This is a genomic window from Bacteroidia bacterium, assembly GCA_025056095.1.
Lineage (GTDB): Bacteria > Bacteroidota > Bacteroidia > JANWVE01 > JANWVE01 > JANWVE01.
The window spans coordinates 1-2,639 of the sequence record JANWVW010000298.1; the positions used below are offsets into that span (position 1 = coordinate 1).

2 protein-coding genes are annotated in these 2,639 nt (G+C 37.1%); one reads left to right on the forward strand and one right to left on the reverse strand.

Features of this window, described 5'->3' with window-relative positions:
* Positions 1-104: 104 nt before the first annotated feature.
* Positions 105-1,895: a tetratricopeptide repeat protein gene (locus NZ519_13585; GenBank protein MCS7029786.1), complete on the forward strand. Its 1,791-nt coding sequence runs from the start codon at positions 105-107 to the stop codon at positions 1,893-1,895.
* On the opposite strand, the gene NZ519_13590 is transcribed toward NZ519_13585, so the two are convergent.
* Positions 1,892-2,074, reverse strand: coding sequence for a hypothetical protein (locus NZ519_13590; protein MCS7029787.1), 183 nt, complete (start codon positions 2,072-2,074; stop codon positions 1,892-1,894). The genes NZ519_13585 and NZ519_13590 overlap by 4 nt on opposite strands.
* Positions 2,075-2,639 lie beyond the last annotated feature (565 nt).

Sequence of the window (2,639 nt, forward strand, 5' to 3'; positions counted from 1 at the left end):
AACGATATTAAGCGAAAAGAATATGAGATTAAACGTAAAAGTAAAGTCTGATGAATAGAGGATACTACGTATTTATTTTTACTTCAAGTGTATTTTTATGGGCTGTGTTATTTTCTTGCCAAAGAGTAAGCAAGCATAAAGGTGCCCAACTTTCAACAGACACTGTACAAGCAAAATATGTAGGAACAAGCGCTTGCATATCTTGCCATGAAGATATTTACAAAAGCTACATACACACAGGTATGGGTAAATCTTGGTATTTGCCCTCTCAACAACCTAAAATAGAACGGTTTGACAAAAACAGTATCGTTTTCGATAAGCATAAAAATCTTTGGTACAGACCTTTTTACAGAAAAGACACTTTGTACATTATGGAATATCGTGTACAAGGTAGAGATACTATTCACAAACGTGTAGAAAAAGTGGACTATATTGTAGGTTCAGGGCATCAAACGCGGTCATACATTGCAAATAGAAATGGATACCTGTATGAATTTCCAATTACCTGGTATGTAAAAAAGCAGCTATGGGATTTAAGTCCAGGATATGAAAACGGCAATAACACTCGTTTTGACCGCCCTATTGGATTAGAGTGCATGAACTGCCATAATGGAAAAAGCGAATTACACGAAGGGGCTTTGTACCAATACAAAAGCGTAGCGTTAGGTATTGATTGTGAAAAATGTCATGGAAAGGGAAGTGAACATGTTAAATACGTTCAAAGTGGTAAAAAAACAAAAAACAACGCTATTATTAACCCTGCTAAACTTCCTTTGGATAAACAAATTGATGTATGCCAACAGTGCCACTTACAAGGAATTAACGTGTATCATACTCAAAAAGAATACGAACCAGGTAAATCTTTGCATGACTTTTACACAGTTTTTCTACCTGAATATAATCTTAAAGATGAGTTTGGAATTGCATCTCATGCTGAAAGATTGAAAAGAAGTGCTTGTTTTATTCAATCAAACTACAAAATGACTTGTACTACTTGCCACAACCCTCATGAAGTCAAACAAAAAGAATATAATGATGCATGCAAACAGTGCCATACCCCTACTACAACCGTATGTACTGCTCCGCAAAGTATTCAAAAATCTAAAAATTTTGACTGTTCAGGTTGCCACATGCCTAAGTCAGGTACAGCGGACATTCCGCATGTTTCTTTTACTGACCATTATATCCGCAAACCTTTGACTAAACATCAAAAAGCAGCTCAAAAGCAGTTTATAGGTTTAGTCTGTTTTAATAAAGATAAACCTCAAAATACAGAAAAGGCAATTGCTTGGCTGCAGTATTTTGAAAAAGTTGAACCTAAAAGTGCATATTTAGATAGCGCAGGGCAGTATTTATCTCTTTTGCCATACAAAGAAAAAATTCGCTATTTCTTTTTTAGAAGGGATTACGTTACTCTACTTTCGGTAGCCCAAAAAGAGGTCCCAAGCGATGGTTGGACACACTACTACATAGCAGAAGCCTACCTTGCTCAAAATAATTTTGATAAAGCCCAAGAGCATTTTGAAAAAGCTTATCAATATTTGCCCAAACACTTGGATTTTATTCTCAAATTAGGAAACATTTATCTCAAAAATCAGCAGATAGATAGGGCTATTTCTGTTTTTCAAAAAGCAGCAGCATTAGATGATAAATACCCAGGGGTAAATAACAATTTAGGTTTTGCATATACTCTAAAAAATGAATATGAGTTAGCAGAGAAAGCCTTTTTGAAGGAGCTTTTCTTTCATCCTGACAATGTGAATGCGATGGGCAATATAGCAAGTTTGTATTTTCATCAAAATAAAAAGGATAAAGCTAAAAAATATCTTTTGCGTTTATTACAAATTGACCCTGACCATAAATCTGCCCGTGAATTGCTTAAGAAATGTGATTAGTTTAATTGATTTTTTTGGGCGTGCCCTTGCCCACACTTGGCTTGCGCTTGTGTGGGCAAGGTCGGCGTGCTGCGGGCTAACGGTGCTGCGCCCCCACCCGCCCACCCCCTGGGCAAGAGTAAAAGTGTGGGCGAGGGGCTTCGCACCAAGCCTGACGGCTTGCCCTCCGCATGCCTCACGCAAGCGGCAAGCAAACTAATCTCACTTGCACAAATCTTAACCTTGTAAGTAACTGAAAATGAACATTAAACAAGGTAAAATTTAATCTTAACCTTGTAACTGATTGAAAATGAATTCAAAATAAGGTAAAATTTGCGTATTCAGGATTAAATGGCTGTAAGAAGTCCATGTATTCAAGGTTTAACCTTGTATGTGCTTGAAAATCAATACAGGATAAGATAAAATGAGCATAATTCAAACAAGGTAAAAAACTTTAATCTTGTAAGTACTTGATAATAAGCATTAAACAAGATAAAGCAAACGTATGCATAAAAATAAGGTAAAACATCAAAATATGAGTTGCGTGAGGCATGCGGAGGGTGCGTGAGCAGTGCGTAGCGCAGCGAAGCACCGAAGCGAAGCGCAGCCCGCAGCACGCCGACCCGAGCGCAGCGAGGGACACGCCCAAAAAAACTTATTAAACTTATGCTTGTACCTATTCAATTCTGCAAAATTCATATTATTTTTGCATTGTGTTATTAAAAAGTTTACAAGTTCAAGGTTTTAAAACCTTTGCTGATAAGC